At 41.9% G+C, this 25587-nt stretch carries 21 protein-coding genes; 5 read left to right on the top strand and 16 right to left on the bottom strand.

Going from position 1 to position 25587, the window contains the following annotated elements:
• Window positions 1-119: 119 nt before the first annotated feature.
• A complete protein-coding gene (locus tag H3302_RS07370; protein WP_182396315.1) occupies window positions 120-2525 on the top strand; it encodes a TonB-dependent receptor in 2406 nt (801 codons plus the stop codon).
• Between the two features lie 83 nt (window positions 2526-2608).
• Here H3302_RS07370 and glnS read toward each other — a convergent pair whose 3' ends face one another.
• Window positions 2609-4276: a glutamine--tRNA ligase gene (gene glnS / locus H3302_RS07365; protein WP_036968612.1), complete on the bottom strand. Its 1668-nt coding sequence runs from the start codon at window positions 4274-4276 to the stop codon at window positions 2609-2611.
• Window positions 4277-4494: 218 nt separating this feature from the next.
• On the opposite strand from glnS, the gene H3302_RS07360 reads away from it, so the two are divergent.
• Window positions 4495-5565, top strand: a complete 1071-nt coding sequence (locus H3302_RS07360; RefSeq protein WP_036968614.1) for a DUF3083 family protein — start codon at window positions 4495-4497, stop codon at window positions 5563-5565.
• A gap of 43 nt (window positions 5566-5608) precedes the next feature.
• Here H3302_RS07360 and argA read toward each other — a convergent pair whose 3' ends face one another.
• The 9 genes from argA to sdhC form a co-directional block, all read right to left on the bottom strand.
• Window positions 5609-6949 (bottom strand): amino-acid N-acetyltransferase, encoded by a 1341-nt coding sequence (argA, locus tag H3302_RS07355; RefSeq protein ID WP_036968615.1) that lies wholly within the window; start codon window positions 6947-6949, stop codon window positions 5609-5611.
• 183 nt (window positions 6950-7132) lie between these two features.
• A complete protein-coding gene (gene sucD / locus H3302_RS07350; protein WP_036968616.1) occupies window positions 7133-8005 on the bottom strand; it encodes a succinate--CoA ligase subunit alpha in 873 nt (290 codons plus the stop codon).
• On the bottom strand, window positions 8005-9171 hold the full coding sequence (sucC, locus tag H3302_RS07345) for an ADP-forming succinate--CoA ligase subunit beta (RefSeq protein ID WP_036968617.1): 1167 nt from the start codon (window positions 9169-9171) through the stop codon (window positions 8005-8007). The genes sucD and sucC overlap by 1 nt, the downstream gene beginning before the upstream one ends.
• Before the next feature lie 176 nt (window positions 9172-9347).
• Complete coding sequence (gene odhB, locus H3302_RS07340) at window positions 9348-10862, bottom strand: 2-oxoglutarate dehydrogenase complex dihydrolipoyllysine-residue succinyltransferase (RefSeq protein ID WP_182396314.1); 1515 nt, start codon at window positions 10860-10862, stop codon at window positions 9348-9350.
• A gap of 3 nt (window positions 10863-10865) precedes the next feature.
• Window positions 10866-13685, bottom strand: coding sequence for a 2-oxoglutarate dehydrogenase E1 component (locus tag H3302_RS07335; RefSeq protein WP_065979886.1), 2820 nt, complete (start codon window positions 13683-13685; stop codon window positions 10866-10868).
• A gap of 85 nt (window positions 13686-13770) precedes the next feature.
• Window positions 13771-14487 (bottom strand): succinate dehydrogenase iron-sulfur subunit, encoded by a 717-nt coding sequence (locus H3302_RS07330; RefSeq protein WP_065979885.1) that lies wholly within the window; start codon window positions 14485-14487, stop codon window positions 13771-13773.
• A 10-nt stretch (window positions 14488-14497) separates the two neighbouring features.
• A complete protein-coding gene (gene sdhA / locus H3302_RS07325) occupies window positions 14498-16270 on the bottom strand; it encodes a succinate dehydrogenase flavoprotein subunit (RefSeq protein WP_182396313.1) in 1773 nt (590 codons plus the stop codon).
• Window positions 16271-16618 carry a succinate dehydrogenase, hydrophobic membrane anchor protein gene (gene sdhD, locus H3302_RS07320; protein WP_036968629.1) on the bottom strand — a complete coding sequence of 116 codons (348 nt, stop codon included), beginning with the start codon at window positions 16616-16618 and terminating at the stop codon, window positions 16271-16273. It abuts the gene before it with no gap.
• Window positions 16609-16986 carry a succinate dehydrogenase, cytochrome b556 subunit gene (sdhC, locus tag H3302_RS07315; protein WP_065979883.1) on the bottom strand — a complete coding sequence of 126 codons (378 nt, stop codon included), beginning with the start codon at window positions 16984-16986 and terminating at the stop codon, window positions 16609-16611. The genes sdhD and sdhC overlap by 10 nt, the downstream gene beginning before the upstream one ends.
• Window positions 16987-17395: 409 nt before the next feature.
• Here sdhC and H3302_RS07310 point away from each other — a divergent pair, with 409 nt between their 5' ends.
• The 3 genes from H3302_RS07310 to H3302_RS07300 all read left to right on the top strand — a co-directional run bounded on the left by H3302_RS07310 (window position 17396) and on the right by H3302_RS07300 (window position 20435).
• Complete coding sequence (locus H3302_RS07310) at window positions 17396-18682, top strand: citrate synthase (protein ID WP_036968634.1); 1287 nt, start codon at window positions 17396-17398, stop codon at window positions 18680-18682.
• A 111-nt stretch (window positions 18683-18793) separates the two neighbouring features.
• Window positions 18794-20008, top strand: coding sequence for an aminotransferase class V-fold PLP-dependent enzyme (locus tag H3302_RS07305; RefSeq protein WP_075593615.1), 1215 nt, complete (start codon window positions 18794-18796; stop codon window positions 20006-20008).
• 13 nt (window positions 20009-20021) lie between these two features.
• A complete protein-coding gene (locus H3302_RS07300; RefSeq protein WP_074988256.1) occupies window positions 20022-20435 on the top strand; it encodes a SufE family protein in 414 nt (137 codons plus the stop codon).
• Window positions 20436-20441: 6 nt separating this feature from the next.
• Here H3302_RS07300 and tcdA read toward each other — a convergent pair whose 3' ends face one another.
• The 6 genes from tcdA to msbA are packed head-to-tail and all read right to left on the bottom strand — an operon-like array spanning window position 20442 to window position 25571.
• Window positions 20442-21239 (bottom strand): tRNA cyclic N6-threonylcarbamoyladenosine(37) synthase TcdA, encoded by a 798-nt coding sequence (gene tcdA / locus H3302_RS07295; RefSeq protein WP_036968641.1) that lies wholly within the window; start codon window positions 21237-21239, stop codon window positions 20442-20444.
• Window positions 21240-21914, bottom strand: a complete 675-nt coding sequence (locus H3302_RS07290) for a TIGR01621 family pseudouridine synthase (protein WP_065979880.1) — start codon at window positions 21912-21914, stop codon at window positions 21240-21242.
• The gene (kdsB, locus tag H3302_RS07285; RefSeq protein WP_182396312.1) at window positions 21907-22674 is read right to left on the bottom strand and encodes a 3-deoxy-manno-octulosonate cytidylyltransferase; all 768 of its coding nucleotides are present in this window, start codon (window positions 22672-22674) and stop codon (window positions 21907-21909) included. Before kdsB ends, H3302_RS07290 begins: the two co-directional genes overlap by 8 nt.
• On the bottom strand, window positions 22662-22859 hold the full coding sequence (locus tag H3302_RS07280) for a Trm112 family protein (RefSeq protein WP_036968654.1): 198 nt from the start codon (window positions 22857-22859) through the stop codon (window positions 22662-22664). The genes kdsB and H3302_RS07280 overlap by 13 nt, the downstream gene beginning before the upstream one ends.
• Window positions 22849-23829 carry a tetraacyldisaccharide 4'-kinase gene (gene lpxK / locus H3302_RS07275; RefSeq protein WP_182396311.1) on the bottom strand — a complete coding sequence of 327 codons (981 nt, stop codon included), beginning with the start codon at window positions 23827-23829 and terminating at the stop codon, window positions 22849-22851. The genes H3302_RS07280 and lpxK overlap by 11 nt, the downstream gene beginning before the upstream one ends.
• Window positions 23829-25571: a lipid A export permease/ATP-binding protein MsbA gene (gene msbA / locus H3302_RS07270; RefSeq protein ID WP_065979878.1), complete on the bottom strand. Its 1743-nt coding sequence runs from the start codon at window positions 25569-25571 to the stop codon at window positions 23829-23831. Before msbA ends, lpxK begins: the two co-directional genes overlap by 1 nt.
• Between the last annotated feature and the right edge of the window lie 16 nt (window positions 25572-25587).

The following is a 25587-nucleotide window of genomic DNA, read 5'->3' as shown; positions in this document are numbered from 1 at the left end:
AGTGTATGAAATTTAAATCGCGACAGTTTATAAGTTATAGTATAACGTTATTGCCATTGAAAAATGGTGGTGTTATATTATATCACAACACTCAACAACCAACGTAAAAAGTAGTAACAATGAAGCAATTTTCAATTATTTCTAGTGCTGTTGCCGCTGCACTGTTTTCTCAATCAAGCATTGCTGCTGTTATCACAGGCCAAGTAGTAGATAAAAATCAACAACCCGTTGTTAATGCACAAGTCCATGTACATGGTAAATCACAGGCTGTAATGACTGACGCGCAAGGTGAATTTAAAATTGATGTCGACAGCAAAGGTCAACTTCATGTAAGCAAAGATAATTTCATTGATAAGCGTGTTGATATTAATGGTGATGATCAATCTGTTGTTGTTACTTTGACGCCTACATCCGTAGAAACCGTTGTTGTGTATGCATCAGCCTTACACAAAAACAGCTTAGAGATGATCTCACCGGTTAATGTGTTATCAGGTGACAATTTAAAAAATAAAGCGAAACCGACTCTAGGTGAAACTTTAAAAGGCTTACCGGGTGTTAATGCCAGTTATTTTGGTCCCGTTTCATCAAGCCCTATTATTCGTGGTTTAGATGGCCCGCGTGTTAAAATTACACAAAATGGTTTAGACAGTAGTGATGCATCTCGTATCGGACCCGATCATGCCACCTCAAATGACAGTTTAGCAGCAGAGCAAATTGAAGTGCTTCGTGGCCCAGCTACCCTACTTTATGGTTCAGGCGCAATTGGGGGTGTTGTAAACGTTGTTGATAACCGTATTCCTACCGATAACATCGAGACATTGACAGGTGCGGCTCAATACACACACGACACAGTATCAAATACGAATACCTATGCAGCTAAGTTAGAAACAGGTAACAACGGTTTCAACTTCCATTTTGATGGCACAAAACGCACGGGTGACGACTACAAAACTCCCACGTTTGAACTTCCAGAAGAGCATGAAGAACACGAAGGTGAAGAACACGCTGAGCACGAGACTGCTAACAGCGTAGAAAATACCTTTATAGACAGCCAAACCGTTAACTTTGGAACTAGCTACGTTGGTGAACATTTAACGTTAGGCGTGTCATATGGCCGTATTGAAACAGATTATGGTATTCCTGCCCATGAACATCATGGCCACGATCATGAAGAAGAAGCTGAACATGAAGAAGCAGGACATGGCGAAGAAGCCCATGAAGAATCTGTTTTTGCTCAGTTAGAGCAAGACCGTTGGCAAGGCTACATGAGTTACGCTCTTCATAATAACTGGATTGAAAACATCTCGTTGCGCGTAGGTTATACAGATTATAAACATGCTGAAATTGAAGACGGTGAAGTTGGAACGGTGTTCAGTAACAAAACAACTGAAGCACGTGCGACAGTCGAGCATAAACTTGGTCTTTGGCACGGTATGGCTGGTTACCACTATACAGAATCTGACTATGATGCCGATGGCGAAGAAGCGTTCACACCGGCCAGTGTAACAAAATCAAACGCGCTATTTTTACTTGAGGAAAAACAATTTGGTGATGTCACTGTTGAACTAGGTGCGCGCATCGAAGATTACCAAATCGATTCTGCTGTCACAATGGCTGAACATCATCATGATCATGCAGAAGAAGCGCATGATGAAGAGGAAGAAGCTGAAACAATTAACTACAGTGCCGATTTCACTAACTTAAGCTTATCTGCGGGTGCTATTTGGCAATATCAAGAAGGCCAAAGCGTTGCGCTTAGCGTGTCTCACTCTGAACGTGCGCCATTAAGTGCAGAATTACTCTCGAACGGTGTTCACATTGCAACAGGTACTTATGAATTAGGCTTAGGTTATCATATTGAAGAAGGTGAAATTCACTTTGAACCTGAAGACATCAAACAAGAGACTGCAACAAACTTTGATTTAAGTTTCCGTCGTTTCATTGGTGACTTTGGTTATACAATCAACTTTTTCTATAACGACATTGAAAACTTCTATTACCAACAAAATACGGGCTATTTCTTTGATGAAGAACATGGCTTAGAAATGGCAGAAGAAGTACACGATGATGCCATGGCGGTTTACCAATTTACCAGTAAAGATGCCAAATTGTATGGGTTAGAATTTGATGTGCACTATCAAGTTTCACCTAGCACCTTAGTGAAAGTGTTTGGTGATTCGACGACAGCTAAATTAAAAGATGACAATAACTACTTACCACGAATCCCAGCGAATAAATTGGGTTCAGAGTTACAGTATACCGTCTCTGATTGGCAGTTTAGCCTAACAGGTACACATTACTTTGAGCAGTCAGACATCACTGCCTACGAGACAAAAACAGAAGGGTACACTTTGTTTGATGCGTCAGCGAATTATCAACTTGACTTAGGCCCAGTAGATACACAGCTTTATATCAACGTTGATAACATAACAGACGAACTTGGCTTTGTTCACAGCTCGTTTATTAAAGAAAAAGCGCCACTACCGGGCAGAAACTTCAGCCTAGGTATCCGCGGTTACTTCTAAAAAGTAACGAATATAAAAAAACCCTTTCACTTTAATAAGTGAAAGGGTTTTTTATTTACTTTTAAAAAAGTTAAACGCGCTGTTTAACCTTTTTGTTCGATTTTAGCCCATGAATCACGAAGACCCACCGTTTGGTTGAACACAAGTGTCTGTGCTTTATTATCGCGACAGAAATACCCTGTACGTTCAAACTGGAAGCCCTGCTCTGCTTGTGCATTTGCAAGTGAAGGTTCTAACTTCGCATTTGATAACACCACAAGCGACTCTGGATTAAGCGTTGCATTAAAGTCTTCAGCAGCTGCTGGGTTAGGTACGTTGAATAGACGATCGTATAAACGTACTTCTGCAGTAATAGACTCGCTAGCAGATACCCAATGGATTACCCCTTTCACCTTGCGACCATCACTTGGGTTTTTACCCAGCGTTTCATCATCGTAAGAACAGAAGATCGTGGTGATTTCACCATTAGCGTCTTTTTCAATGCGTTCAGCTTTTATCACATAAGCACCGCGTAAACGCACTTCTTTACCCAGCACTAAACGCTTAAACTTATTGTTTGCTTCTTCACGGAAATCTTCGCGTTCAATATAAAGCTCGCGCGTAAATGGCACATCACGGCGTCCCATTTCTTCTATGTTCGGGTGATTAGCGACTGATAACGTTTCTACTTTATCTGCATCATAGTTCTCTAGAACCACTTTAACAGGGTCAAGTACAGCCATAGCACGTGGTGCATGTTCATTTAAATCTTCACGAATACACGCTTCCAACATGCCCATTTCAACCATGTTTTCTTGCTTAGTAATACCAATGCGTGAACAGAACTCACGTACTGAAGCTGGTGTATAACCACGACGACGTAAACCAGCAATCGTTGGCATACGTGGGTCATCCCAGCCTTCAACATGGCCATTAACCACTAAGTCATTTAATTTACGCTTAGACATAATGGTGTATTCAAGATTTAAACGTGAAAACTCGATTTGCTGTGGATGGCATTCTAGGCTGATGTTATCAAGCACCCAGTCATAGAGACGTCGGTTATCTTGGAATTCAAGCGTACATAAAGAATGTGTAATACCTTCAAGCGCATCAGAAATACAATGTGTAAAGTCATACATTGGGTAAATGCACCACTTATCACCTGTTTGGTGATGGTGAGCAAAACGTACACGGTACAAAATAGGATCGCGTAATACAATAAACGAGCTTGCCATATCAATTTTAGCACGCAGTACACACTCGCCTTCTTTAAACTCACCGTTACGCATTTTTTCGAATAAGGCTAAGTTCTCTTCAACAGGTGTATCACGATAAGGGCTATTTTTTCCTGGCTCTTTTAGCGTACCACGGTACTCACGTGCTTGGTCTGCTGACAAGAAACACACATACGCAAGCCCTTTTTCGATAAGTTCAACGGCATAGCCATAAAGTGCATCAAAGTAGTTTGATGAATATTTAATTTCACCATCCCATTGAAAACCGAGCCACTGCACATCTTCTTTAATAGAGTTTACGTAGTTGATATCTTCTTTTTCTGGGTTTGTATCATCAAAACGTAAGTTGCAAAGGCCATTGTAATCCTGGGCAATACCAAAATTTAAGCATATAGACTTTGCATGACCAATGTGTAAAAAACCATTTGGTTCTGGTGGAAAACGTGTATGCGTAGTCGCGTGTTTACCGCTTGCGAGATCTTCGTCGATACGCGTTCTTATAAAGTTACTTGGGCGATTCTCAATTTCCGCCATAGGAGCATAATCCTCTGAATATTGCATGGTGACAAAACTACTGCATTATTACAAAAAGAAGCGCTAACATACAGTAGTTGATGTGTGTTTATCGAAGATAATAATGCGATTGTTAAAACCCTACGGTCAAATCGGTAAAAAAGTTGTTCTAACGCAATAAAATGATCATTGACTGACGATATAGTGCCGATAGTTTCACTATTTAATAAGGAAAAGAGATGGCTTCACTCAATCAACACCGAGTCTATATTCCTAGCTCTGCACGTGCAAACCAGTATGTGTTAGTTGAATTTAAACCCAATGATGAGTTTTTTGCCCAGTTTACGAACATTAGCTGCGGTTACAAGCGTCTTGCAAGGGAATTATTTGCGCTGTGCGATGAGTATGAACTTCATAACGTACATCTCATTGCGAATGATAAACTACCTGTCGTACGCTACCATGATGAGGCGTACAGTTTAGAAACAACAAAACAAATATTATTTTTCTATAATCCACAATACCACGAAGCACACAATGTATTTGCTAATGGCGAAGAAAGATGCAAAAAAATTCGCTTATTATTCTTAGCAACCGGTGACGATATTCGTGCAAATGCGGCACAGTTCCACCATAAAGTGCAACGGGTAATCAATACATTACAAGACAAGCTTTTAAGCAACCAACCCCCGCTTAAGATTAGAGATCATCAACACTTAACCTATGACTTATTTGCCAAAGCCAAAGGCCACAAAGAAAGCTATGGCTATAAGTTGCGAAGTTTATATCCGCGTTATCAATCGCGCCAATGCCATTTGCCAAGCGATCACAGCGAAATGACCTATGCAGGCTTTTCAATTCCTGTCACACGCGCAATTAAGACGCAATTTCAGCATATGCTAAATGAAGAAAACTACAGTCAGTTTTATCACTATATTTTTGATGCGTTTAAACGTGCCTGTGATAAGCGTCAACTTAACTTAGCTGCCTTTATCGCAAATGGCACACGCCCGATTGTGCGTAATAGTAATATTGACAATGCACAGAGCAATAGCGAGTTACAAAAACTGACTTTCGACTGCACCAGCGAGCAAGTACAAATACAGCAATTTTGGAATGCGGATACGTTGGTCGATGTGCTGCACTTTGTTATTGCAGCAGCAGAAAAAGATAAACACGATATCGGTTACGGCCGATTTATGAACCAAGTACAAAGTGCCATTAATGAGGTGACAGACGAACTTGCGTTTAATCCAACACGCCAAGACTTACGCGTGCGCTTTTATCAGCATATTAACTATCAATATTAAACAGGTTTTACGTGGATGACAGCGATGTGTCACCCCTTTTACCTTAACGATTTTTTGGTAATTTAGATAAGTCTAAGCGTAATACCTTTGAGCGTCGCTGGTAGTTATACAGCGACTTTTTCTTCGCGGGCAGTTCATCGACCGTCACCAATTCAAAACCTTGTTCAATAAACCAATGAATACTGCGCGTTGTTAACGCAAATAACCCATGATAACCACACCGTTTGGCTTTATTAATTATAAAACGTAATAAATTACTGCCACGGTCTGCATCACGATATTGAGGGTGAACAGCAAGGCTTGCAAATTCACCAACCTGCTCTTCATCAAATGGGTAAAGGGCAGCGCACGCGATAATAAGTCCATCACGCTCAATCACTGTGAATTGCTCAATTTCTATCTCTAATTGCTCTCTTGAGCGACGCACTAAATAGCCCTGCTCTTCAAGTGGTCTAATTAAGTTTAAGATACCGGTTATATCACTGATCGTTGCACTACGAAGTTGTTCAGAACTTTGCGGCGCAATCTGGGTCCCAATACCATCCAAAGAGAAGAGCTCTTGCAATAAGGCACCATCTTCTTTGTAGCTGACAAGGTGACACCGATGCACCCCGCCCCGACATGCATCAATAGCAGCTTGCAAAAAGACAGGGGCGCTCAAACATGAAGGTGTATGAGTGCGATAGTGCTCTAACACTCGCTCGGCTTCGTTTGGCATTAATTCTGCTATCGCTTCGCCATTTTCATCTAAAATACCTGCATCTTGGCTAAACCCTAGCATTTTGTCTGCTCTGAGCTTTAAAGCAACCTGAGTCGCAATTTCTTCTGCGGTTAAATTAAAGCTCTCACCCGTCACTGAGGCAGCAATCGGACCTAGGAGCACAATACTATTGTTATTGAGTTGGTGGCGTATTCCCTCAACATCAATTCGCCTAACACGCCCCGAGTGGTGGTAATCAACCCCTTCATCAACGCCTAAAGGCTGCGCTATAACAAAATTACCACTGACTACATTTAAAAATGAGCCCGACATGGGGGTGCTACTTAATGACGTGGATAAACGTGCGGTGATGTCAAATTGCATTGCTCCGGCCACTTTTTTAATCACTTCAAAAGTGGTGTTATCGGTAACACGGATCTCGTTATGAAAATGACTAGTTATGCCAACCTCATTCAAAGCGGCATTAAATTGTGGCCGTGCGCCAAACACCAAAACAATCTTAATACCTAAGCTTGTTAATAGAGCAACATCATTAATAATACTTCGACAGCCTGGCTGGTCTATCGCCTCACCACCCAGCATTACAACGAAAGTCTTGCCTCTATGGGCATTTACATAAGGAGTCGACTGACGAAATCCGTCTACTAATTCTGTAGTACGCACGTGCTAATTACCTTTTAAATTCAAGCGTTTTTTATTAAAACGGAAACAGAGGAATTAGTGTAAGGAATTTTTATTCATAAATAAAGAATTTTTATTCTTTATTTATGAATAAAAATTGACAGTGAATTTAGCAATAAAAAAGGCCCGCATAAGCGAGCCTCTTTTTAAGAGATTAAAGACCGATTACCAGCCTGTTTTCTCTTTAAGTGCAGCACCGATGTCAGCTAGTGAACGTACTGTTTTAACGCCAGCAGCTTCTAATGCAGCAAATTTCTCATCAGCAGTACCTTTACCGCCTGCGATGATTGCACCCGCGTGACCCATACGCTTACCTGGAGGCGCAGTTACACCCGCAATGTAAGAAACAACAGGCTTAGTTACGTTGTGCTTGATGTATTCAGCAGCTTCTTCTTCTGCTGTACCACCGATTTCACCGATCATAACGATTGCTTCAGTTTGCTCGTCTTTTTCGAACATTTCTAAAACGTCGATGAAGTTAGTGCCAGGGATTGGGTCGCCACCGATACCAACACATGTTGATTGGCCGAAACCAGCATCAGTAGTTTGCTTAACCGCTTCGTAAGTAAGTGTACCAGAACGTGATACGATACCTACTTTACCAGGCTTGTGGATGTGACCAGGCATGATACCGATCTTAGTTTCACCCGGAGTGATAACACCTGGGCAGTTAGGACCGATCATGCGAACACCAGTTTGCTCAAGCTTAACTTTAACGTCAACCATGTCTAGTGTTGGGATACCTTCAGTGATACAAACGATAAGCTCGATGCCAGCATCGATAGCTTCTAAGATTGCATCTTTACAGAAAGGTGCTGGTACGTAGATTACTGATGCAGTTGCGCCAGTTGCTTCTACAGCGTCACGTACTGTGTTGAATACTGGAAGACCAAGGTGCGTTTGACCGCCTTTACCTGGGCTAACACCACCAACCATTTGTGTACCATACTCAAGCGCTTGCTCAGAGTGGAAAGTACCTTGGCCACCAGTGAAACCTTGACAGATAACTTTTGTATCTTTATTGATTAATACAGACATTATTTGCCCTCCGCAGCAGCAACAACTTTTTCAGCTGCGTCTGTTAGTGATTCAGCAGCGATGATGTTAAGGTCAGAATTAGCAAGTACTTCACGACCTAGTTCAGCGTTAGTACCTTCTAAACGTACTACTACTGGTACGTTTACGCCTACTTCTTTAACTGCACCAATGATACCTTCTGCGATCATGTCACAACGAACGATACCACCGAAGATGTTAACTAAAACAGCTTTTACGTTGTCGTCTGAAAGGATGATCTTGAATGCTTCAGATACACGCTCTTTCGTCGCGCCGCCACCAACATCTAGGAAGTTAGCTGGCTTGCCACCGTGTAGGTTTACGATGTCCATCGTACCCATTGCTAGGCCTGCACCGTTAACCATACAACCCACGTTACCGTCTAGTGCAACGTAGTTAAGCTCGAAGCTTGCAGCGTGAGCTTCACGTGCATCTTCTTGAGATGGATCGTGCATTTCACGGATTTTAGGTTGACGGTAAAGCGCGTTACCATCTACACCGATTTTGCCATCTAGACAGTGAAGGTTGCCTTCGTCTGTGATAACAAGCGGGTTGATTTCTAATAATGCGAAATCGAAATCGTTGAACATGTTCGCAAGACCCATGAAGATCTTAACAAACTGTTTCATTTGCGTTGGGTTTAAACCTAGTTTGAAGCCTAATTCACGAGCTTGATACGCTTGAGGACCTACAAGTGGATCGATTTCAGCTTTGTGGATTAGCTCTGGCGTTTCTTCAGCAACAGTCTCGATTTCAACACCACCTTCAGTAGATGCCATGAAAACAACTTTACGAGAAGCACGATCTACTACAGCGCCTAGGTATAATTCGTTAGCGATGTCAGTGCAGCTCTCAACAAGGATCTTAGCTACTGGCTGACCATTTTCGTCTGTTTGGTAAGTAACTAAGTTTTTACCTAACCAGTTCGCAGCGAACTCTTTAACTTCGTCGATTGTTTTAACTAGCTTAACACCGCCAGCTTTACCACGGCCACCTGCGTGAACCTGTGTTTTAACAACCCACATATCACCGCCAATTTTCTCAGCAGCTGCTGCAGCTTCTTCAGGTGTATCGCAAGCGTAACCGTGAGAAACTGGTAAACCATATTCGGCAAAAAGTTGTTTTGCCTGATACTCATGCAAATTCATGATGCTTTATCCAATTTTTTATACTAAAAGAGCTGAATATTTATGCAAATAAACAGCTATCCCAAATTGCGCACCTAGTATAAATCCCAAGGCTCAACATGAAAACCCCAGTTAGACCAAAGGCGCAAAAAAAAAGCTGTGAACGCAGTCCACAGCTTACATTTTATACAACTAGATTAAACATCTAGTAATAAACGTGTTGGATCTTCAAGTAACTCTTTAATTGTCACTAAGAAACCAACAGATTCTTTACCATCAATTTGACGGTGATCGTACGATAACGCTAAATACATCATTGGTAAGATTTCAACTTTACCATTTACAGCCATTGGACGATCTTGGATTTTGTGCATACCTAAGATTGATGACTGAGGTAAGTTGATAATCGGTGTAGAAAGTAACGAACCGAATACACCACCATTAGTGATAGTGAAGTTACCACCTGTCATATCATCAAGTGTTAATTTGCCGTCACGACCTTTAAGCGCTAATTCACGGATACCTTTTTCAATTTCTGCAACTGATAACTTGTCACAATCTTTAAGTACTGGTGTAACTAGGCCACGTGGTGTTGATACTGCGATGCTGATATCGAAGTAGTTGTGATAAACAATATCATCACCATCGATTGATGCATTCACTTCAGGGAAACGTTTAAGCGCTTCTGTTACTGCTTTCACATAGAAAGACATGAAACCTAAACGAATACCATGACGTTTTTCGAATACTTCTTGATACTGCTTACGAAGGTCCATGATAGGTTTCATGTTTACTTCGTTGAATGTTGTTAACATTGCAGTTGAGTTTTTCGCTTCAAGAAGGCGATTTGCAATAGTCTTACGTAAACGCGTCATTGGAACACGTTTTTGAGTACGGTCACCCATAGGTGCAGCAGGTGCTGCCGCTTCTGCTTTAGGTGCAGACGCAGGCGCTTTTAAGAATGTATCAACGTCTTCTTTCGTTACGCGACCATTTTTACCCGTGCCCTTGATTTTTGATGCATCAAGGCCCTTTTCAGCGATTAGACGACGCACTGACGGTGTTAATACGTCTGAGCTATCGCTTGAATCGCTTGCTGGTGCCGCTTCTTCTTTTTTCGATTCTGCTTTAGCAGGTGCTGCACCCGCTTTAACAGTACCAATCACTTGTTCGCCAAGCACTGTTTCGCCTTCTGCGTGGATGTGCTCGCCCATGATACCGTCTTCTTGAGCAACAACTTCAAGAACAACTTTATCAGTTTCGATGTCAACTAGGTTTTGGTCGCGCGTTACCGCTTCACCTGGTTGAACATGCCAAGTAGCAATTGTCGCGTCTGCGACTGATTCTGGAAGTACAGGTACTTTAATGTCCACTTCTTTACCTTCTGATGCTGGTGCTGATTGCGCCGCTGGCGCGTCTTCTGATTTTGCTGGTGCTGATTCTTTAGCAGAATCGTCACTTGCTGGTGCAGCATCTGCATCACCAAGTAAACCAATTACTTGTTCACCAAGTACGGTTGCACCTTCTTCTTGTGAAATTTCAGTAATGACACCGTCGTTTGGTGCAACTACTTCTAAAACAACTTTATCTGTTTCAATATCAACTAAGTTTTGGTCACGGCTTACTTTGTCGCCAACACTTACGTGCCATGTTGCTACGGTAGCATCAGCAACCGACTCAGGAAGTACAGGAACTTTAATTTCTGTGCTCATTGCTTATCCTTTATTTTCAATAGTAAGCGCATCTGCAACGAGCGCTTGTTGTTCTTTAGTATGCACTGACATGTAACCACATGCTGGCGATGCTGATGCTTTACGGCCAGCATATTTTAATTTAGCGCCTTGTGGAATTGCATCGACAAAGTGGTGTTGAGAACAATACCAAGCACCTTGGTTTTGTGGCTCTTCTTGACACCAAACGAAGTCTTTAACGTGTTGATAACGCTGCATGATTGCATCCATCTCATCGTGTGGGAATGGATAAAGTTGTTCAACACGAACAATTGCAACATTATTAAGCTCTTGCTTACGACGCTCTTGAAGTAGTTCGTAGTAAACTTTACCGCTACAGAAAACAACGCGTTCAACTTTCTCAGCTGGGATGTCATCAATCTCGTCAATCATATTATAGAACACACCTTCCGATAACTCTTCCAGTGTTGATGTTGCTAATGGGTGACGTAATAATGACTTCGGTGTCATAACAATCAAAGGACGACGCAGTGGACGAACTGATTGACGACGTAGCATTGCGTAAACCTGCGCAGGTGTTGATGGCACACACACTTGCATGTTGTGATCAGCACACAGTTGTAAGAAACGCTCTAAACGGGCTGAACTATGCTCAGGACCTTGACCTTCATAGCCATGCGGTAACAAACACGTTAGACCACATAAACGGCCCCACTTTTGCTCGCCTGAACTTAAGAACTGGTCAAATACAACTTGAGCGCCGTTCGCAAAGTCACCAAATTGGGCTTCCCACATGACTAATGATGTAGGTTCTGCAGTCGCATAACCATATTCAAACGCAAGCACCGCTTCTTCAGATAACACTGAATCGTATACTTCAAATGCACCTTGCTTTTCGCTGATATTTTGCAACGGTAAGTAAGTTGATGCATCTTGTTGATTATGAACAACAGCATGACGATGGAAGAATGTACCACGGCCTGAGTCTTGACCCGTTAAACGGATATCAGTACCTGCATCAACAAGTGTTGCATAAGCCAGTGTTTCTGCCATACCCCAATCAAGTGCTTTTTCACCTGATGCCATTAGTTTACGGTCGTCGTAGATTTTCTTAACACGAGACTGTGCTTTATGACCTTCTGGGTAACTTGCGACTTTCTCGCCAAGTTCTTTAAGTTTCTCTACCGACACTTTAGCGTCGTATTCTACATCCCAATCGTGACCAACGAACTTAGCCCAATCAGATGAATGAGATGTTTCAGGTTGAATTTCTTCAACAACGCACGAGCCACGGTCTAAGCCATTACGGTAATCATCTGCGAGTACTTTAATTTCGTCTTCAGTGAATGAACCTTCAGCCACAAGCTGATCAGCATAGATTAAACGAGGAACAGGGTGTTTTTTGATTTTTTGGTACATAAGTGGTTGAGTCGCATTAGGCTCATCCGCTTCGTTATGACCATGACGGCGATAACAGACCAAATCAATAACAACATCACGTTTAAACTGATTTCTGAAATCAAGCGCAATTTGTGTTACGAATGCAACGGCTTCTGGATCATCAGAGTTAACGTGGAAAATAGGTGCCTGAACCATCTTTGCAATATCTGTACAGTATGGTGTAGAACGCACATCAGCCTGTTTAGACGTTGTAAAACCAACTTGGTTGTTAACAACAATACGGATACTACCACCACAACTAAATGCATTAGTTTGTGATAGGTTAAATGTTTCTTGTACAACACCTTGACCTGCAATCGCAGAGTCACCATGAATTGTAATAGGCAGTGCTTTAATACCTGACTTATCACCTAAGCGGTCAAGACGCGCACGAACCGAACCCATCACTACCGGGTTTACGATTTCTAGGTGAGACGGGTTAAATGCAAGTGCCATGTGCACATTGCCACCCTTAGTCGCAAAGTCAGATGAATAACCCATGTGATATTTAACGTCACCTGAGCTTAATGTATCTTTATGTTTACCAGCGAACTCATCAAACAAATCTGATGGGTTTTTACCTAAAACGTTCACTAGTACGTTCAGACGACCGCGGTGAGCCATACCAATAACAGCTTCTTTTTGTCCGCTTTCACCTGCACGATGAATCAGTTCTTTAAGCATTGGTACTAACGCATCACCACCTTCAAGTGAGAAACGTTTTGCACCAGGGAACTTAGCCCCTAAATATTTTTCAAGACCATCCGCTGCTGTTAACCCTTTAAGGATGCGCAGCTTTTCTTCTTTAGAAAAAGTTGGACGTGATTGCACTGATTCCAAACGCTGTTGTAACCAACGCTTTTCTTCAGTCGATGTGATATGCATATACTCAGCACCAACAGAACCACAGTACGTGGTTTTAAGTGCTTGATATAACTCACCTAAAGGCATGGTTTCGCGACCGACTGCAAACGAACCCACATTGAATTCACGGTCAAAATCAGCTTCAGATAAATCGTGGTACTCTAATTCAAGATCGCGAACACGTTCGCGTTGCCAGATACCTAATGGATCTAGGTTGGCATTTTGGTGACCACGGAAACGGAAAGCATTTATAAGTTGTAGCACTTTGACCTGTTTAGGATCACCAGAGCCACCCTCTGCTACCACCACTTCTCTATGCTTGTTTTTAGCAAGCTCCGCAAATTGTGCACGAACTTCAGAATGTTTTACGTCAACATCCACACCATCAACTTTTGGTAATTGTTCGAACACTTCTCGCCATTCTTCTGGCACAGAAGTCGCATCATCTAAGTACGCTTCATAAAGCTCTTCTACGTAAGCAACGTTACCGCCGTTTAAGTGAGAAGATTCTAGCCATGCCTTCATCACACCTTCGTGCATTTATAAGCCCTTTTCTTTAGCGCAGAAATTAATTGTTGTAAAAACAAGGTGGTTAATAAATTAACCACCTTACATATTCAATATTTTAAACCGAACGATTTAAAAGCATTGACTTGATTTGTCCAATTGCTTTGGTCGGATTAAGACCTTTTGGACACACGCTAACACAGTTCATGATACTGTGACAACGGAACACGCTGAACGCATCGTCAAGGTCAGCAAGACGCTCTTCTGTCGCTGTATCGCGGCTATCAGCCAAGAAACGATATGCGTGAAGAAGGCCTGCTGGACCGATGAACTTGTCTGGATTCCACCAGAACGAAGGACACGATGTTGAACAACATGCACATAAAATACACTCATATAAACCATCAAGCTTATCGCGTTCTTCGATTGACTGAAGACGCTCACCCGCCGCTGGCGTGTCGTTGATAAGATAAGGTTTTACTTTTTCGTATTGAGTGTAGAACTGACTCATGTCAATAACAAGGTCACGTACCACAGGTAAACCAGGTAATGGACGAATTACGATTTTACCTTTGCCACCTTTAAGTAGCGTTGATAAAGGCGTGATACATGCCAAACCATTTTTACCATTCATGTTGATACCGTCTGAACCACACACACCTTCACGGCATGAACGACGGAATGATAACGTTGGATCTTGCTCTTTTAATTTCATAAGCGCATCCAACACCATCATATCCTGACCTTCTTGCGTTTCTAGCGAGAAGTCTTGCATACGTGGTGCGTTATCAATATCTGGATTGTAACGATAAACGGAAAATTGTACTTGTGCCATCGTCTCGCTCCTAGTATGTACGTGCTTTAGGTGGGAAAGCTTCACGCAGTTTCGGCGCGTAGTTTACTTCACGTTTGCTCATTTCATCCGTTACAGGATTGAAAATTGAGTGACATAGCCAGTTTTCGTCATCACGATCTGGGTAGTCGAAACGAGAGTGAGCACCACGGCTTTCTGTACGGAAGTTTGCAGCTACTGCAGTTGAGTAAGCTGTTTCCATCAAGTTATCAAGCTCTAAACATTCAATACGTGCTGTGTTGAATTCAGTTGATTTGTCATCAAGACGCGCATACTGAAGACGTTCACGGATTTCTTTAAGCTCTTTAAGACCTGTTGCCATTGCTTCACCTTCACGGAATACCGAGAAGTTAAGTTGCATACACATTTGTAGGTCTTTCTTGATTTGAACAGGGTCTTCACCTTGGCCAACTTTAGAACTTTCCCAACGATTAAAGCGTGCAAGCGATGCTTCAAGGTCTGAATCAGACGCATCTTTACCCGCTTCAACACTATTTAGGTATTTGCCTAAGAAGTTACCAGCAGCACGGCCGAAAACAACTAAGTCAAGTAGTGAGTTACCGCCAAGACGGTTAGCACCGTGTACAGATACACACGCAATTTCACCAACAGCGAATAAGCCTTCAACAACTTTTTCTTGGCCATTTGCATCAATTTGTAATGCTTGACCATTTACGTTAGTTGGAACACCACCCATCATATAGTGACATGTTGGGATAACTGGAATTGGCTCTTTAGCAGGGTCAACGTGTGCGAATGTTTTCGCAAGGTCACAAACACCTGGAAGACGAAGGTTAAGAGTTTCTTCACCTAAGTGGTCAAGCTTAAGCTTGATATGTGGACCATAAGGACCATCGCAACCACGGCCTTCACGAATTTCTGTCATCATTGAACGAGCAACAACGTCACGCGATGCTAAGTCTTTCGCATTCGGTGCATAACGCTCCATGAAACGTTCGCCGTCTTTGTTTAGAAGGTAACCACCTTCACCACGACAACCTTCCGTCACAAGTACTCCCGCACCTGCAATACCGGTTGGGTGGAACTGCCACATTTCCATATCTTGCATTGCAACACCCGCGCGTGTTGCCATACCAACGCCGTCACCTGTATTGATGTGCGCGTTAGTTGTTGATGCAAAGATACGACCTGCGCCACCTGTTGCTAAAACAACCGCTTTAGATTTGAAATAAACAACTTCACCTGACTCGATGTCGATTGCTGTACAACCAACAACGTGACCGTCGCTGTTTTTAACAAGGTCTAATGCATACCACTCAGAGAATACATTTGTTTTGTTTTTAACGTTTTGTTGGTAAAGACAATGCAATAATGCGTGACCAGTACGGTCAGCTGCGGCTGCAGTACGTGCAGCTTGTTCACCACCAAAGTTTTTCGACTGACCGCCGAAAGGACGTTGATAAACACGGCCATTTTCAAAACGAGAAAATGGTAAGCCCATGTTTTCTAATTCAGTAATAGCTTCTGGGCCTGTTTTACACATATATTCGATAGCGTCTTGGTCACCGATGAAATCGGAACCTTTAACCGTATCGTACATGTGCCATTCCCAGTTATCTTCATGTGAGTTACCCAAAGCCACCGTAATACCACCCTGTGCAGACACAGTGTGAGAACGTGTAGGGAAAACTTTTGAGATAAGTGCACAGGTTTTGCCTGACTCAGTGATTGCAAGTGCTGCGCGCATACCTGCACCACCGGCACCAATCACTACAGCGTCAAATTCACGAACAGAATAATTCACTTAAACACCCCATAAAACGATTAGACCTATTGCTACGTAAGCAACGGCCATAAGGTTTAATACAAAGCCTAAAACAGCACGTAATTTAGCGCATTTAACATAGTCAGTTAATACTTGCCAAAGGCCAATACGGGTGTGAACCATGATGCAAACAAGGGTAATTAGTGTAAACCCTTTCATTGCTAGGTTTGAAAATAGGCCTTGCCAGGCTTCAAAAGTGACTTCGGGTGTACATAAAAAATAGCCAACAATAAAAATCGCGTAAGCGCTGATAATTAAAGCGGTTGTACGAAGTGATACGTAATCTTGTACACCATCACGTTTAAGAGTTGCTTGATTTAAAACCATATCCACACTCCTGCTAGAATTGCAGCAACAACGCCTAAAGCCATTGCAACTTTAGCGCTGAAGTTACCTGATTCAAGTTCTTCCCAGTGACCCATATCCATAATGATATGACGGATACCACCAATTAGGTGATACGCCAATACAGAAATGGTACCCCACGCTATGAATTTGGCAATGAATCCGCTGAACAGACCCTTGACGAATTCAAAACCTTCAGGAGAAGAAAGAGACTCAGACCACGCCCAAATGACAAACGTTAAAGCAAAAAATAATGCAACACCGGTGACGCGGTGAAGAATTGATGCTTTAGCCGTAGCCGGCATAGATATAGTTGTTAGATCTAGATTTACAGGTCTTTGCTTTTTCACAGTTACTTGCCCATCTTGCCCACTTAGGGGCTCATCTACTTGTTTTTCTAAAACCCATCAAAATGAATTTCGATGGAACTATCTAAGTAAACCGTGTTAATACACAAAAAGTTCACACTGGTGCAAAACTCAAATGTAAAAATAAAGTTTACCTACAGACAATACGGTATAAAACCTTGGATAGTATATATAGCCAATGGTCTTTTTACAATTCTTGTTTAGTAAGAGACGTTTGCGAATTAGCCAATGGTATAATATTTAATCCTGACAGAATATTTATTATCCTTTTATGCATACTATTTATAAAAATTGACTTTACACCCCTCTTTCACGTTAAAATGAAAAGAATGTGCTTAAACAGATTCAGAACATAACAATCAGAGTTGTTATCTTAATAGGAGATAAATAGATGGCGGATAAGAAAGCCACGGTCCATATTGATGGTCTTGATCCAATCGAACTTCCAATTTACCAAGGCACTGCTGGCCAAGACGTAATCGACGTACGTACGTTAGGTTCTCATGGTTATTTCACTTACGACCCAGGTTTCATGTCGACGGGTTCATGTGAATCTTCAATCACTTACATCGATGGCGGTAAAGGTGTTCTTTTACACCGTGGTTACCCAATTGAACAATTAGCTGATGAATCAAACTACATCGAGCTTTGCTATTTGTTACTTAATGGTGAGTTACCGACTAAAGAACAATACGATGCGTTTGCACAAGAAATCACGCACAACACAATGCTTGATACTAAAATTGCAAACTTCTTCCAAGGTTTCCGCTTTGATGCTCACCCGATGGCAATGCTATGTGGTGTAGTAGGTGCACTTTCTTCTTTCTACCATGAAGATTTAGACATCACTGATGCAACACAGCGTAAAACGAGCGCGATTAAGTTAGTAGCTAAGTTACCGACAATCGCAGCAATGGCTTACAAATATAACGTTGGTCAACCGTTTGTTTACCCACGCAACGATTTAAGCTTTGCTGAAAACTTCTTACACATGATGTTCTCAGTGCCTGCTGAAGAATACAAAGTGAGCCCAGTTTTAGCTAAAGCAATGGACAAAATCTTCATGCTTCACGCTGACCACGAGCAAAATGCGTCAACGTCTACGGTTCGTTTAGCGGGTTCATCTGGTGCAAACCCTTACGCATGTATCGCTGCTGGTATCGCATCACTGTGGGGTCCTGCACACGGCGGTGCTAACGAAGCATGTCTTAACATGTTAGAAGAAATCGGTTCTGTTGACCGTATCGACGAATACGTTGCTAAAGCGAAAGACAAGTCAGACCCATTCCGTCTTATGGGCTTTGGTCACCGTGTTTACAAAAACTTCGACCCACGTGCGACGGTAATGCGTCAAACATGTCATGAAGTATTAGCAGAGCTAAACATTCAAGATCCATTGCTTGATATCGCAATGAAACTTGAACAAATCGCGCTTGAAGACCCGTACTTCGTAGAGAAGAAACTATACCCTAACGTAGATTTCTACTCTGGTATCATCTTAAAAGCAATCGGTATCCCGACTAGCATGTTCACAGTAATCTTTGCTATGTCTCGTACTGTTGGTTGGATCTCTCACTGGGATGAGATGCTATCTCAACCTGGCCACAAGATCAGCCGCCCACGTCAGTTATACACTGGTGAAACATCACGCGATTACGTACCAACAGACAAGCGTTAATACGATTTCGTGTTTAAAAAAGGCCGCTAAGCGGCCTTTTTTATTGCCCACCACTTGTCTATTTGTGCAAAGTAATTAAAATCGTCGCATTCTTGTTGTTTAGGCTTATCCATGTTTGATTTCGAAACTATACGCGCCGACTTTCCTTTACTCACACAGACAGTAAATGAATACCCATTAGTGTATTTAGACTCAGCAGCTACCTCGCAAAAGCCTCTATCAGTTATCAAAGCCTTAGAAAGCTATTACAGTGCTGAAAATGCCAATGTTCATCGCGGTCGCCATTTTCTCAGTGAGCATGCGACACGTCGCTATGAAGATACACGAACAGCAATCGCAGCGTATTTCAATGTACAGCGCACCGAAATTGTTTGGACTAAAGGGGCAACCGAATCACTAAACTTAATTGCAAACGGCCTAACTTCACACCTAAAATCAGGCGATAAAATAGCGATTTCAGCGATTGAGCATCACGCTAATATCGTTCCGTGGCAAGAACTTGCAAAAAAAGTAAATGCAGAGCTCATTATTTTGCCCATTACAGCTGATTTAGTCTTGGATAGTAATGAATGTGCTGCATTTATTCGTGAGCATAAACCGAGCGTTGTTGCTGTAACCCATGCTTCGAATACATTAGGAAATATCACTGACTTAGAGCCAATTATCACTGCTTGCAAAGAAATTAATGCGACTTCTGTTATTGATGGCGCACAGGCGGCGATGCATTTAAAACCCGATTTAAATAAACTCGATTGTGATTTTTATGTTTTCTCTGCACATAAAATGCTGGGTCCAACAGGATTGGGGGGGCTTTATGGTCGTTACTCACGCTTAAATACGCTTGATGTCTATCAAACAGGTGGCGAAATGATTGAGACTGTAAGCTTAACACACAGCACATTTCGTGATGCGCCAGGCAAATTTGAAGCGGGTACGCCACACATTGCAGGCGTAATCGCCTTTGCCGAAGCAATCAATTATTTAACAGCACTTGATTTCAATGGAATGCGTCAACATGAGCATACAATTTTCAATTATGCGATAAAACAATTATCAACCATCGATGGGATTTCTATTTATTCGCATAAAGAAAATAACATTGGCAATATCAGTTTTAATTATCGTGATGAGCATCCATTTGATTTAGCAACGCTACTGGATGGTTACGGCATAGCTGTTCGTAGTGGCCATCACTGTACCCAACCAATTATGAGCAAATTAGGCATTCCTGGCACTGTGAGAGCGAGCTTCGCACTGTATAATTCGCTCGACGATGTTGATGCTTTTATTAAAGCACTCAAGCACTGTATAGAACTATTAGATTAATGTTGGATATATTATGAATTCACCTTTTCACACCGTGACTCAAGACATCGAGAATGCAAATGGCTGGCAACAAAAATATCGTCAAATTATGCTGTTAGGTAAAAAGCTACCGGTCATGCCCGATGTTTTAAAAGTTGATGATGCGCTTGTAAAAGGCTGTGAAAGTAAGGTATGGCTTTATATTGATTTTGACCACTCCGAAAACAGCCTAGTGCTTGCGGGTGATTCTGATACACGTATTGTTAAAGGGTTACTGGCCTTAATTTTGGCCTTATACAATGGTCTAACACCCGAGCAAGCAACTCAAATTAATGCCTATAACGAATTTGAACGACTTGGTCTAATTAGCCATTTAAGCCCATCACGCGGCAACGGCATAAAAGCCATGGTTGATAAAATTCAAACCATGGCTCAGGAAAAGCGCTAAAAAGCACTATTTTAAACTTCGCTGTTTTTTATCTAGGTATTTTCTAATTGCTTTGGCTGCAACAAAAAAGCCAAAGCTACCCGTTACCATGGTTGCTGAGCCAAAACCGTTGTTACAATCCATGTTCATCGAGCCATCTGCGCCTTGTTTTGCTTGGCACACTTCACCGTCGGACGTTGGATACACTAATTGTTCGGTCGAATAAACACAATCAACATTAAATTTTCGCTTAGGGTTGCTACTAAAGTTGTACTGTTTTCTGAGAATATAACGGACTTTTGCAAGCAATGGGTCATGGGTTGTTTTAGCAACATCACCAAAACTAATTTGGCTAGGATCCGTTTGCCCCCCAGCACCACCGGTTGTAATAACAGGTAACTTGACTCGCTTACAATGGGCTATCAGTGCCGCTTTTTCTTTTACTGCATCAATACAATCAATTACATAATCAAAGCCCTGAATGTGCTCACGAATATTATCTAGGGTAATAAAGTCATCAATGACATTGACTTTAATATCTGGATTAATTAATTCACAACGCGCTTTCATCGCGTCTACTTTAGCGTCACCTATCGTGCCAGTTAAAGCATGTATTTGACGATTAACATTCGTTGCGCAAATATCATCTAAGTCAATCAACGTCAATTGACCTACCCCGGTGCGTGCTAATGCTTCAGCAGCCCAGCTTCCGACGCCACCAATACCTATGACACAAAAATGTGCTTGCTGTAACCAATCAAATTGTTGATGGCCATATAAGCGCTTGATACCACCAAAGCGAATGTCTTGTGTTGTTTCTTTCATTTACCAATCCAACGTCCAAGGAGTCAGCCACTCTTTGAATTCGTCTGCGTTAAAAACTTCATTGAGATATGCGCCTGTCGTATGCGCACAGCGATATTCTTTTAGTTGACCTTGATACATAAATTGCAGGGCATATGCATGCAAATTAGTACGCTCATCTGGCGTACCAGCATAAGTAACGTCACCCAATATAGGCGCACCAATACTTTTCATTGCCACTCTTAATTGATGCGTCTTGCCAGAAAAAGGTTTTAATAAGTATGCGCGCAGGCCGGGGCGAATACTTTTTGAATAAAAGCGCGTGATAGCTGGGTTTTCTTGGCTTTTTAGCAACTTAAACGCACCACGGCGACTTTTTTGCATATCGCCTTTGATCCAGCCTTGCTTTTTTTTAGGTTTTTCATCACTCACAGCAAGGTAAAATTTATTCACTTGGTGCGCAGTGAAAAGCGATGTAAATTCTGCTGCTGCCTGCTTGTTTCTGGCTAAAATAATTAACCCAGACGTTACTTTGTCTAGCCGGTGAACAGGAAACAGCTTTTCATTCACTCGTTGCTCTGCAAGTACAACAAACCCTGCACAGTCTTCGCTGTGAAAGCTAACGCCCGCAGGTTTGTAAAAAACAAAAAAGTCATCTTCACTAGCATGAAGATGAACAGCGTGCACATCAGTCATCGCACTCGTTGCTCAAAGCGGCTATTACACGTGTGAGATCGTCGGGTGTATCAACACCGGCTTGAGGTTCACACACAGCTCCTGCAATTTTAATGCTGTAGCCGTGGTATAAAACACGTAACTGTTCAAGTGACTCAAGTTGTTCTAAACGCGATTCAGGCAATGCAATATACTGCTGAATGAAGCCAGCACGATACGCATAGATACCAATATGACGCGCATAATCAGCCAGATTTAGCGTGCTGTTATCGTCGTTCATCATTGCATCGCGATGATAAGGAATAGGCGCCCGCGAAAAATACAGTGCGTTTTGCTCAGTATCACTGACAACTTTGACACAATTCGGGTTAAATATATCATCAGAGTCAGTTATTTTAGCACTGAGCGTTGCCATCGGTGCATCAGATTCAGCCAGTAACTTTGCCACCTGACTGACGTTTTCACTGGCCAATAATGGCTCATCACCTTGTACATTGACGACAATCGTGTCACTGGCAAGGTTTAGCTTTTCAACCACTTCGGCAAGTCGTTCTGTGCCCGATTGATGATCTTCACGTGTCATTAATACGTTATCTGTAAAGCCCTTCACAACATCAAACACCGCTTGATGATCGGTGGCAACATACACAGCACTTGCACCTGATGCAGCCGCTTTGTTGTAAACATGCTGGATCATGGGTTTACCACATATGTCAGCTAAGGGTTTACCCGGTAAGCGGCTAGAAGCATAGCGTGCAGGAATGACAACTACGAATTCCACTTATCAACCTCTTCTTGGCTTAATTCACGCGCTTCGTTTTCAAGAAGCACAGGGATATCATCTTTTATTGGGTAAGCTAATTTTGCAGCAGTACTTATAAGCTCTTGATTTTCTTTATCTAAGCGCAACTTACCTTTACATACTGGGCAAGCAATTATTTCAAGTAATTTTGTATCAAAGGCCATGAAGGATCCCTTTTTGTTTTAATAATGAATGTAATTTTTCAATAACAGCGGCAGTCGGCCTTGCATCAACAGGTAGATAATACCAATTAGGTTTAGCAAAACTAAAGCACTTTACTGCGTCTTTTTCAGTCATGAACACGGCATCATTTTCAAAGCCCGAAAAATCAGTCGGTTGATAGTTATAATGGTCTCGAAAATGGTGTGTCGAAAGCAGGTCTATGCCTTGTTGCTTAAGGCTTAACTCAAAGCGTAATGGATTACCAATTGCACTGATAGCGTGCCCGGTATTTAGCGTATCTGATACGCGTTCAAAAGATGCAACCGATCTAAATTGGCTGGGTACTAAGTCATAGCGGTAGTTTGTCGCCCCACCATTCTCTACCACAATATCAACTGACTTTAAACGCGCTTTAGTTTCTCTTAGCGGGCCTGCAGGCATCAAAAATCCATTGCCAAACTGGCGTTCACTGTCGACAATACAACACTCAATATCACGCGCCATTTTATAATGCTGCATACCATCATCTGAAATGATGATATCAATAGCGTGTTCTTGTTGCAGCTTTTCAATACTCGCTTGGCGATTGGGTCCTACCATCACCACGCATCCTAGCCGACGTTGAATAAGTACAGGTTCATCACCCGCTTCACTTGAGGTTGTTTTTTGTGTGACTAACAGCGGATAACTCGAAGACTTACCGCCATATCCACGGCTGATTACCGCGACCTTTAAACCCTGCTGTTGTAAGTACTCAGCGAGCCAAATAACAAAGGGGGTTTTACCATTACCACCTACACTAATATTGCCAACAACAATGATAGGAACATTGGCCTTAAACGCCTTGAGTATTTTGAGCTTATAAAGGCTAACTCGTAAGGTTGAAATTAGCCAAAAGATACAGCTCAAAGGTAAAAGCAGCACCGTTAAAAAGCGGGGCTGTTTGTACCAGCTTTGTTCAATCATACTCACTATTGTTCACCAAATTGCATCTTACAAAGCGCAGAGTAAGTACCGTTTTTTTCTAGCAGCTCGTTATGAGTGCCCTTTTCGATTACTTGGCCATTATCGATAACATAAATACAATCACTGTTTTCAATCGTTGATAAACGATGCGCAATCACGATTGATGTCTTCTCTTTCATTAAAGTATCAAGTGCCTGTTGGATCAGTTTCTCTGACTCGGTATCAAGCGCTGAAGTTGCTTCATCAAGAATCAAAATAGGTGCATCTTTTAAGATGGCTCGCGCAATGGCAATACGCTGACGTTGACCACCCGATAACATCACACCATTTTCTCCGACCAGGGTATTTAAACCCTCAGGTAAGTCTTTTACAAACTCCCAAACATGAGCCTGCTTGGCAACAGCAATTAATTCATCTTCAGTCAGACTTCTGTCTAACCCATAACAAATATTGTTCGCTATCGTGTCGCTAAACAACACGACTTGCTGAGAGACCAATGCAAACTGTTTACGAAGATCCGTTAGCTTGTAATCGGCAAGTGACACACCGTCGAGTAATATTTCGCTTTCACCTTCTAATTCATAATAACGAGGTAATAAATTAGAGATTGTAGATTTACCCGAGCCTGAGCGCCCTACCAATGCAATACTTTCACCGGCATCAATGCTGAGTGTTAAGTTTTTAAGAACAGGCTCTTCTTTAGTAGGGTAACAGAATGTCACGTTTTTAATTTCAATGCGGCCTGTTACCTTATCTACTGTATATGTACCTGTGTCTTTTTCGATTTCTTCATCAAGTACTAAAAATATACTTTGTGCAGCCGAAATACCTCGCTGAAGGTCGCTGTTCACATTAGAAAGTTGCTTTAAAGGTCTTAACAGCATCATCATAGATGAAATTAATAACACAAAATCACCTGAGCTTATCGTGTCAATCATCGACGGCATCGATACAACCCATAAAATAACCGCCATCGCACTGGCTGCTAATATTTGTATAATCGACACGCTTAAAGCTTTCGTCGCATCCATTTTAATGCGTTGCTGGCGGTTGTGGTTGTTAATTGCAGAAAACTGAGCGATTTCTTGTTGTTGTCCACCAAAACCATGGATCACTTTATGGCCTGACAACATTTGCTCTGAAGTACGGGTAACTTGACCCATTGCCGATTGAATTTTTTTTGAAATCATTCGAAAACGTTTAGATACAAACGCAACAATCACTGCAACGAGAGGAATAATCACTAAGAAAATAAGTGATAATTTCCAGCTGGTATAAAACATATTAAACAATAAGAAAACAACAAAGGCGCCCTCTCTCACCACAATTAATAATGCTTTGGTAATCGCTTGCTGTACTTGTTCTGTATCAAATGTGATCTTTGATATTAAATCACCATTCGAATTTTTATCATGAAAAGAAACGGGTAAATGTAAAATATGTTCAAATAACTGTTGGCGTAATGTACGCACTACTTGTGAGCCAACATAACTCAAACAATACGATGACATGTAGTTGAACATCCCACGTCCCAATACCAGTGCAACAACGACAAATGGAGCATATGTTAACACCTTCGAATTACGGGCATTTAACCCTTCATCAATGAAAGGTTTCATTAAGTTGATAAACAAGGCGTCCATTGCTGAATAACCAATCATGCCCACGATTGCAAAAAACGCGATTAATTTGTAATCACCGACATAACTCACTAATCGCTTATAGATTTGGGTTGTAGTTTGATCCATAACACTCTCTTATTCA

Origin of the sequence: Pseudoalteromonas sp. MT33b (genome assembly GCF_014117385.1) — a bacterium.
Taxonomy (GTDB): Bacteria; Pseudomonadota; Gammaproteobacteria; order Enterobacterales; family Alteromonadaceae; genus Pseudoalteromonas; species Pseudoalteromonas lipolytica.
This window is presented reverse-complemented; position numbering and strand designations above follow the sequence as displayed.

What these genes read in the sequence shown, in the direction of transcription:
- msbA (WP_065979878.1), bottom strand. Translation starts at nt 25,571, where the DNA reads ATGGATCAAACTACAACCCAAATCTATAAGCGATTAGTGAGTTATGTC.
- sucD (WP_036968616.1), bottom strand. Translation starts at nt 8,005, where the DNA reads ATGTCTGTATTAATCAATAAAGATACAAAAGTTATCTGTCAAGGTTTC.
- H3302_RS07330 (WP_065979885.1), bottom strand. Translation starts at nt 14,487, where the DNA reads ATGGCACAAGTACAATTTTCCGTTTATCGTTACAATCCAGATATTGAT.
- H3302_RS07305 (WP_075593615.1), top strand. Translation starts at nt 18,794, where the DNA reads ATGTTTGATTTCGAAACTATACGCGCCGACTTTCCTTTACTCACACAG.
- H3302_RS07310 (WP_036968634.1), top strand. Translation starts at nt 17,396, where the DNA reads ATGGCGGATAAGAAAGCCACGGTCCATATTGATGGTCTTGATCCAATC.
- odhB (WP_182396314.1), bottom strand. Translation starts at nt 10,862, where the DNA reads ATGAGCACAGAAATTAAAGTTCCTGTACTTCCTGAGTCGGTTGCTGAT.
- sucC (WP_036968617.1), bottom strand. Translation starts at nt 9,171, where the DNA reads ATGAATTTGCATGAGTATCAGGCAAAACAACTTTTTGCCGAATATGGT.
- H3302_RS07360 (WP_036968614.1), top strand. Translation starts at nt 4,495, where the DNA reads ATGGCTTCACTCAATCAACACCGAGTCTATATTCCTAGCTCTGCACGT.
- tcdA (WP_036968641.1), bottom strand. Translation starts at nt 21,239, where the DNA reads ATGAAAGAAACAACACAAGACATTCGCTTTGGTGGTATCAAGCGCTTA.
- H3302_RS07280 (WP_036968654.1), bottom strand. Translation starts at nt 22,859, where the DNA reads ATGGCCTTTGATACAAAATTACTTGAAATAATTGCTTGCCCAGTATGT.
- glnS (WP_036968612.1), bottom strand. Translation starts at nt 4,276, where the DNA reads ATGGCGGAAATTGAGAATCGCCCAAGTAACTTTATAAGAACGCGTATC.
- H3302_RS07335 (WP_065979886.1), bottom strand. Translation starts at nt 13,685, where the DNA reads ATGCACGAAGGTGTGATGAAGGCATGGCTAGAATCTTCTCACTTAAAC.
- sdhD (WP_036968629.1), bottom strand. Translation starts at nt 16,618, where the DNA reads ATGGTTTTAAATCAAGCAACTCTTAAACGTGATGGTGTACAAGATTAC.
- H3302_RS07370 (WP_182396315.1), top strand. Translation starts at nt 120, where the DNA reads ATGAAGCAATTTTCAATTATTTCTAGTGCTGTTGCCGCTGCACTGTTT.
- H3302_RS07290 (WP_065979880.1), bottom strand. Translation starts at nt 21,914, where the DNA reads ATGACTGATGTGCACGCTGTTCATCTTCATGCTAGTGAAGATGACTTT.
- H3302_RS07300 (WP_074988256.1), top strand. Translation starts at nt 20,022, where the DNA reads ATGAATTCACCTTTTCACACCGTGACTCAAGACATCGAGAATGCAAAT.